A 7,655-nucleotide genomic window follows, 5' to 3' on the forward strand; every position below is an offset into this window, starting at 1 on the left:
CTTTTGCGATCGAATCGCAACAGGGACGGTCACAAATCCTTGAGCGCATCACCAATCGCGCGGTGGAACGTCGGGTATGCGTAGATGACCTGTTGCAGAGAGTGCACGGGTACGGCGGCGTGTACGGCGATCGCGAGGGCACTCAGCACCTCGCCACCGGTCGGCCCGGCGCTCGTCGCGCCGACCAGGACGCCGCGGTTCGTGTCGACGACGACCTTGATGAATCCCTCGTTGCCGGCCTTGTGGATCCAGCCACGCGACGAGGACGGGATCTGGGTGATCCCGGTCGCCACGGTCAGCCCCTGCTCACGGGCCTGCTTCTCGGTCAGGCCGACCGCGCCGATCTCGGGATCGGTGAAGGTGACCCGCGGCATCGCGTGGTAGCGCGCCAGCGGCGCGTCCTGGGTGCCGAGGATGTCGTGGACGGCGATGTTCGCCTGGTACATGGCCGTGTGGGTGAACGCACCGACGCCGGTCACGTCGCCGACCGCCCAGACGCCGTCCGCGGCCCGGACGTGCTCGTCGACCTCGATGCGGCGGGCGTCGGCATCCAGCCCGACCTGATCGAGTCCGAGCCCCTTGATGTCGACGCGGCGACCGGTTGCCACCAGCAACTTCTCGCCAGTCACCGTGCGGCCGTCATCCAGCGTGATGGTGAAGCCATTGCCGTCGTACGAGACCTTGGACGCGTGGACGCCGGTGTTGACCGTCACGCCGTCTCGCTCAAGCGCCTCGCGAGCGAGGTCGCCGGACTCGGGCTCCTCCATCGACAGGATCCGCTCCGCGCCTTCGACCACGGTCACCGCGACGCCGAAGCGCGCGAAGACCTGGGTCAGCTCGACCCCGATCGCGCCGCCACCGAGCACGACCAGCGAGACCGGCAGCGTCTCGACCCGAATCGCGTCCTGGTTCGTCCAGTACGGCGTACCGGCCAGGCCCTCGATCGGCGGCACCAGCGGGACCGTCCCGGTCGCGACGATGATGCCCTTCGACGCCTCGAACTCCCGGTCGCCCGCCTTCACGGTGTGCGGCCCGGTGATCGTCGCGTGCTCGCGGACGAACGTGACGCCCTTCTTCACGAGCCGGTCCACCGCGACCTGGTCGTTCCAGTTGTCGGTCGCCTCGTCCCGGATCCGCTGCGCCACCGGAGCCCAGTCCGGCTGCACAGTCGCCGTACCGGCCATGCCGTCGACGCGGCGCGTCTCGGCGATCAGGTTCGCGGCGCGGATCATCATCTTGCTCGGGATGCACCCGTAGTACGGGCACTCACCGCCGACCAGCCGCGGCTCGATCCCCACCACGTTCAGCCCCGCCTGGGCCAGCCGCCCGGACGCTTCCTCGCCACCCACACCCAGCCCGATCACGACCACGTCAACCTGTTCAGCCATGCCGCCAATCTCTCAGACCCCATCCCCCCAACCAAGCCCCACCCCGGCGCGTCATCAGCCGGTAAGGGGTGCCCGATGGTCTGCTCCTCCGCACCTGACTACGCCGGTGCGCGCTCGCAGAGACTCCGGTCATGAGCAAACGGTCATTCGAGCGATCACTCCGCGCAGTCGGCCTCGCCTTGGGTATCGCGGCGCTGATGCTGTCCACGGGTACGAGCACGGCCGGTGCCGTCTCCTACGAGCAGTACGTCAAGAACTCCGGCAACCAACTCTGTGCCTCCACTGTCCGCTCCGCCTCGCCGCCATGGGTCTACCTGGGCGAATGCGATCTCGGCGCCGGTCCACGAAACGGCTGGCGGATCCGGCCGATCCCCGGCACGGTCGGCCTGCTGACCTTCTCGCTGTCCGACAGTCTGGGCATCTCTCTTGGCTGCCTCACCTCGCGCTTCGTCGGCACCAGCGGCGGCCTGACCGCCATCGAGCCCTGCGACTCCAACGACCAGCACCAGCGCTGGTGGACCGAAGGCAGCCCGCGCGTCTACATCCGCTCCATGGGAACGGGTGGCTACCTCGCGAGTTCGGCCGTGGACGGCGCGGTCCGCGTGTACTCGACTCCAGGCCAGGCCAGGGGTGGGACGGTCGGCGCCAAGTGGTGCACGCCCGACTGGAACTGGCCACCCGTCCCGGCCTGCTGATCCCGACACGTCATGGTGCGGTAAGCACCCGTTCACCGCACGCGACTAACGTCCCCCACTCATCGAAGTGGGGGCACGTTGTTCGACTTCTCTGGTTTCGCGTCCGTCAATCTCGAAACCGTGATCGCCGCGGTCGCACTGATCGGTACGGCGGTCGCCTGGCTGGTCGACCGCTATGTGCTCCGCCGCAAGCGTCTCGTCTACCGCATCCAGGTCGACGCGCGGATCGGTGTCTACCCGCGGGCCGACCAGACCCAGCGGATGGTCGACGTCGAGGTGCGCCACCAGGGCGCCGTGGTGCCCGACCCGAGCATCGTGCTGCTCCGGCTCGACAACGCCGGCGGGATGGACATCGATCCGCACGACATGCACGAGAAGGTCGCCTTCGCGTTCCCCGATCGCAAGATCGTCGGGCTGAAGGTGACCGAGGCCTACCCGCAGTCGCTGGGCGAGATGCTCGAACGGCGGCTGGCACCGGCGAACTTCGTCGACACCAGCAAGCTCGTCCTGCCCCGGATCGCGATCAACCGCGGCGACCATTTCAAGTTCCTGCTCGTGCTGTCCGGCACGGGGACCGGTATCAGTCACTCGGGTTACCTGGCCGGCGGCTCGACCGGTGGCGGGGTCTATCACGAACCACGCCCGCGCGGCCCAGGTCGCCGTACGCTGCTGTTCGGCGCACTGTCGCTCGTCCTGGTCGGAGCGCTGGTCGCGTTCTTCCTCGTCGACGTACTGAAGCCGCCGGACGACTGCTCGTCGGGTCAGCTCCGGGTGATCGGCTCGACCGCCGTGGAGCCGACCATGCGTGAACTGCGGACCGCGTACGCGGCCGAGTGCACCAGCGCCGACATCGTGATCGCCGCGAACGGGAGCCGCAGCGGCGTCCGTGCGCTGGCCGAGCTCGGGCCTAAGGACGCCGCCCAGGCGGCTAAGCAGATCGCGATGTCGGACGGTCCCGCCGAGGGCGCACCCGAGCTCGTCGGTACGCCGGTCGCCGTGGTCGTGTTCGCTGTGGCCGTGAACCGGGCGGCCGACGTGACCGCGCTGACCACGACGCAGCTGCGCGACATCTACAGCGGCAAGTTCACGAACTGGAAGCAGCTCGGCGGCCGTGACATCCCGATCCGGATGGTCAGCCGGGTCGGGCCGGACTCCGGTTCGCGCCGGGTGTTCCGCGAGAAGGTGCTCGCCGGTGACCAGGAGCTCGGCATCTCCTCCGACAACTGCGCCCGCGACGACGACGCGGTCGCGAAGTACCACCGCTGCGAGGTCGGTACGACGGAGGAGCTGCTGACCCGCGTCAACGAGATCGACGGCGCGATCGGGTACGCCGAGCTCGGGAGCGCGCGGAGGTTCGCGCAGGTCTCGATCGTGACGATCGACAAGGTCGCCCCGGACACCGCGAGGGTGGCGGACCGGTCGTACCGGTTCTGGGAGGTCGAGCACGCCTACACCTACAAGGCTCCCGAGCCCAAGACACTCACCGCGGCGTTCCTCGACTACATCGGGTCGACCAAGGCTCGGCCGGTCCTCGAGCGCGGCGGTCTGGTCCCCTGCGGCGATCTGCCGACCGGGTTCTGCGGTTAGGGTTTTGCGATGATCGTCATCGCACACCTGAGTGACCCTCATCTGGACGGAACCGACGTGCCGCGGGACCGGCTGCGGCGGATCACGGCGTACCTGGCTGCATTCAGTACGCCGGTTGACGTCGTACTGGTGAGTGGGGATCTAGCCGATCACGGGCTGCTCTCCGAGTACGACGAGCTGGCCGCGGAACTGCCGACCGGCGTACCGGTTCTGGTGTTGCCCGGAAACCACGACGTGAGTGAACCGCTGCGGACCGGACTCGCGGCGTACCTGGACTCCCCCGGCACCGGCCACCCGATCCATCAGGTGCGCGAGGCCGCCGGCGCGCGCTTCGTCCTCGTCGACACCTCCGTGCCGAATAAGGACCACGGCCTGCTGTCCGCGGACTCGCTGGCCTGGCTGGACGCCGTACTGCGGGAGCCCTTCGACGGCCCGACCTTCGTGGCCATGCACCACCCGCCACTCACCATGCACCACCCCGTCATGGACCAATGGCTGCTGCTTGAGCAACCGGCCCTAGAGGCGGTCCTCACCGGCAAGCCGATCACCGCGATCCTGACCGGTCACGTGCACAACCCGGTCGTGACCTCCTTCGCCGGCCACCCCGTCCTCGGCGCACCAGGCATCCGCTCGACCGTCCCGCTCCCCTTCGAGCCCGCCCCAGCCAGCGGCACCATCGTCGACACCGACGCCGCCCCCGGCCTAGCCCTCCACATCCACCACCCCGGCGAACCCCTACAGACCTTCTACCGCTTCCCCTGACAACGAATTCCGAAAATGCCAGGATCAACGCATGACGAGTTATCTGGGGTCTGGCGCTTACTGCTATGCGAATTCGCTGGCGATGATGATCCGCGACGTGCCGATGACTGCGATCGAGGTGCTGACCGGATCGCCGTTCGGCGCGCAGGTCGAAGACAACGGTCTGCCGTGGTTCGACCCGCCTGGCTGGCAGCCCGACCTGGGGCTCGACCGGGCCATCGAGCTGCTGGGCTGGACGTGCACTCGCAGCTCGGGCGGTTCGGCTGACGAAGCGCTGGAACGGCTTCGATCCGGGGCGCCGGCATTGGTTGGTCCGGTCGACATCGGCCTGCTCACGCATCAGCCGTGGTCGCCGGGCAAGGCTGTTGGCGGTGACCATTGGGTGGTGGTCACCGAGGTCACCGAGGACGCCGTCGTCTTCCACGACCCGGACGGCTTTCCCTATACCACGCTGCCGATTTCGCAGTTCCTCGAAGCTCGCCGCGCCGACGAAATCACCTCGGTGGAAGGCTCGTACATCCTCCGTACCGATTTCGAACGCCGCTATCAGGTGCCGGTCGAGGATGCACTCCGCGCCTCGCTCCCCTACGCCCGCGGCTGGCTCACCCGCGACTCACAACAAGCCATCGAACAGATGGCCGCCCAACTCGCCGCCGAGAGCGAAGGCATCCGTGGCCATCTCGCCGGCCTCGCGGGACCATCCGGCGTACGTCGACTCAACGACGCCTCGATCTGGCTGGCCGCCATCGACCAGCACGAGGCCGCAACCGTGGCCGCGGACCTCGCGCGCCAGCTCGGCGGTCTGCAATTCGCGCTGACCTCGCGGCGATTCGCCCGAGCCGCAGCGATTCTCACCGAGCTGGCTCCGGGCTATCCGAAGTTCCGCGCCGCACTGGATACCTGAGGCAGAAACGCGAACGGGCGCCGGCGGAGGATCCGCGGACCGACTGTCGGTTGTCTGGGGTTGCCGGGCGGTGGTTGCGTTTCAGGAAAGACGCCCCGCCATGCAGCTGAGGCCGGCTCCACCTCGTGCTGGCCGATTAACGTCCGAAGAATCGCCGACCACGCCCCGCGAGTCTTCGGACGCTAGCGAGACAACCGCCCGGGTGACGCCTACCGTGTCCCTCAACTCCCCAACCGACCGCGGGGTCACCCCGACCTGCCGCACGCTCTTGTCGCTGTCGCCTGCCTCGTGACCGGCCCCCGGGGGTTCCGGATCGTGGCGGTCGTGGCGGTCAGGGTCTAGTACGCGTCACCCGTGCGGGCGTGGCTGAGCGTTCCGCGAGGTGGTGGGCGGGCAGTGACCGGGGCGGGAGGCGGGGCCTACGGTCCGGCTGCGGGAGTGTCATCGGCCCAGGGATCGCGGTAGTTGGGCGTCAGCGAGAGCAGCCGGGCCCTGAACGCTTCGCGGGCAGCGGCCAGTTCCGGATTGGGCACGGTACTGGCGGTGGGGAGCCGGTCGGGCGGCCAGTGCACAGGGTCGCTAGTGAAACCTGCCCCGCCCACACCGGCATCGGAACACGCGTCGCCGTCGCCGTCGCCGTCGCCGCCGCTGGCACTGGCACTGTTCGCGTCGGAGACGCTGTCGTTGTCGTTTTGGGCAGGGGTGGCCCAGGCAAAGACCGCGGCCAGGTCGGCAGGATCGGTCAAAGGTGGGTCGGCCCAGTCCGGGCGTGTCACCTCAACAAGCCCGCTGCTCGTGATCGAGACAGCCCACTGCCCCGCATGAACCGCGCGATGATGGGCAGAACACAGCAACGCCAGATTCTGCAGGCTCGTCGGACCGCCGTCAGCCCAATGAATCAGATGGTGCGCATGACACATCCAAGGTGGTGCTTGGCACACGACGCAGCCTTTGTCGCGTTTGTTGAGTGCGCGGCGAATGTATCTGTTCACGAACCGTTGCTCGGTCCCCACGTCCAGCGGCTGCGAATCGCCACCCAACACGATCGGCAGGATCGCAGCATCACAGGCCAGCAACCGCACAGCCGAGGCCGACAGATTGCCTCCCAACACCAACTCACCGCCCGCGCCCGACAAACCGAGCACGCCCACCGCATCCGTCGTATCGGTTGTTCCCATCGCGCCCATCGCGCCCACCGCGCCCACCGCGCCGGCCGTGTCGGTGGTGCCCACCTCACCCGTTGCGCCGGGCACACCCGACGTTCCTGCCGCACCCGACGGGCCGGGGACACCTGACGTCCTCGCGCTGCCGGACGTGCGGCGTGTACCCGTCATATTGGGTGCGGCTGTCGCGCCCGGCGCATCTACTCCACCCGTCGTGCCGGGTGTGGTGGTCGAGCCCGTCGCAGCCGCTCCATCGGTCGTGGCTGGTGTGGGTGTGGGTGTGGGGGTGGTGGAGCCGGCGGCTTCAGTGACTGTGCCGAGCTGGGTCTTGAGGTCGTTGAAGTCGATGGTGACGGTGATGTGCGGTACCCCTGGATAGTCAGGGTTGCCCGCGGCCGCATCCAGGATCGTCTTGAACCCGTCAACCTGCCGAACCTCAAGAGGCCGCGGATCACGCTCACCATCGACTGTCTTGTGCGGCTTGGACAACGCATGAAGCTGCGTGAGGAGGGTCTCGCCGCTGGCACCGGCTACGAACCCGGAGAACTTCACCCCACCGTCGACCTGCCGCACCCGCAACGACTCCTTCGCGCGCGCCTCGTCCTCGGCGGGTTCAGCACCGTCGGTGTCCAGCCGGGCCAGGACCTCCAGGCCGAACTTGGTCAGTTCACGGGGGTTGGAGATCCGTGCGGCGTTGATCATCTGTTCTTCGGCGACCTCCAACTGGTCGACCGGAACTGAGGCGGGTGCCTTCTCCAGGGTCGTGACGATCACCTTGGCCAGCGCCGGATCCAGAACCGCTGGACGTGCTGGGTCCGTGGGATCAGGCAACGCGTCCACCACCGCGGAATACTTGCCGAGGGCACCGGAAAACGTCACGTCTTTGCGGACGTCGGCGGGGTTGAGGCGGTAGCGCTGTGACACCAGTTCGACGGTGTCGCGGGCGCCGAGGGCTTGGGCGGTGCCCCTGTCGTGCAGGTCCGCGATGACCTGCAGTTTGGCCGTCTTGATCAGGGCCTCGGCGGTTTCCAGCGTGTCGAGAGTGACCAGCAGTTCGCTGTCACTCTGCATGCACACCGGGCGCATCGCCAAGATCTCCATACCGAAAAGCATAGCCACGCCCACCGACAGTTTCCGGCCCCAGAACCCCTTATTT

General features: G+C 68.0%; 6 protein-coding genes. 4 read left to right on the forward strand and 2 right to left on the reverse strand.

All coding sequences use genetic code 11. The features are described 5' to 3' along the window. Positions 1 to 29: 29 nt before the first annotated feature. Positions 30 to 1,388 carry a dihydrolipoyl dehydrogenase family protein gene (locus tag ACFVWG_RS19835; RefSeq protein WP_391544775.1) on the reverse strand — a complete coding sequence of 453 codons (1,359 nt, stop codon included), beginning with the start codon at positions 1,386 to 1,388 and terminating at the stop codon, positions 30 to 32. 131 nt (positions 1,389 to 1,519) lie between these two features. Here ACFVWG_RS19835 and ACFVWG_RS19840 point away from each other — a divergent pair, with 131 nt between their 5' ends. The 4 genes from ACFVWG_RS19840 to ACFVWG_RS19855 all read left to right on the forward strand — a co-directional run bounded on the left by ACFVWG_RS19840 (position 1,520) and on the right by ACFVWG_RS19855 (position 5,336). Next, complete coding sequence (locus ACFVWG_RS19840; protein ID WP_391544776.1) at positions 1,520 to 2,083, forward strand: hypothetical protein; 564 nt, start codon at positions 1,520 to 1,522, stop codon at positions 2,081 to 2,083. Between the two features lie 78 nt (positions 2,084 to 2,161). Continuing rightward, entirely contained in the window at positions 2,162 to 3,670 is a 1,509-nt protein-coding gene (locus ACFVWG_RS19845; protein ID WP_391544777.1) for a PstS family phosphate ABC transporter substrate-binding protein, read from the forward strand. A 9-nt stretch (positions 3,671 to 3,679) separates the two neighbouring features. Continuing rightward, a complete protein-coding gene (locus ACFVWG_RS19850; RefSeq protein WP_391544778.1) occupies positions 3,680 to 4,432 on the forward strand; it encodes a metallophosphoesterase in 753 nt (250 codons plus the stop codon). 31 nt (positions 4,433 to 4,463) lie between these two features. Next, the gene (locus tag ACFVWG_RS19855) at positions 4,464 to 5,336 is read left to right on the forward strand and encodes a hypothetical protein (RefSeq protein WP_391544779.1); all 873 of its coding nucleotides are present in this window, start codon (positions 4,464 to 4,466) and stop codon (positions 5,334 to 5,336) included. Between the two features lie 419 nt (positions 5,337 to 5,755). Here ACFVWG_RS19855 and ACFVWG_RS19860 read toward each other — a convergent pair whose 3' ends face one another. Next, positions 5,756 to 7,600, reverse strand: coding sequence for a DUF222 domain-containing protein (locus ACFVWG_RS19860; RefSeq protein ID WP_391544780.1), 1,845 nt, complete (start codon positions 7,598 to 7,600; stop codon positions 5,756 to 5,758). Between the last annotated feature and the right edge of the window lie 55 nt (positions 7,601 to 7,655).

This window comes from Kribbella sp. NPDC058245 (assembly GCF_042882005.1).
Lineage (GTDB): Bacteria > Actinomycetota > Actinomycetes > Propionibacteriales > Kribbellaceae > Kribbella.

Excerpts from the sequence above, each read along its gene's own strand:
- ACFVWG_RS19835 (WP_391544775.1), bottom strand. The coding sequence starts at position 1,388 with ATGGCTGAACAGGTTGACGTGGTCGTGATCGGGCTGGGTGTGGGTGGC.
- ACFVWG_RS19860 (WP_391544780.1), bottom strand. The coding sequence starts at position 7,600 with ATGGAGATCTTGGCGATGCGCCCGGTGTGCATGCAGAGTGACAGCGAA.
- ACFVWG_RS19850 (WP_391544778.1), top strand. The coding sequence starts at position 3,680 with ATGATCGTCATCGCACACCTGAGTGACCCTCATCTGGACGGAACCGAC.
- ACFVWG_RS19840 (WP_391544776.1), top strand. The coding sequence starts at position 1,520 with ATGAGCAAACGGTCATTCGAGCGATCACTCCGCGCAGTCGGCCTCGCC.
- ACFVWG_RS19855 (WP_391544779.1), top strand. The coding sequence starts at position 4,464 with ATGACGAGTTATCTGGGGTCTGGCGCTTACTGCTATGCGAATTCGCTG.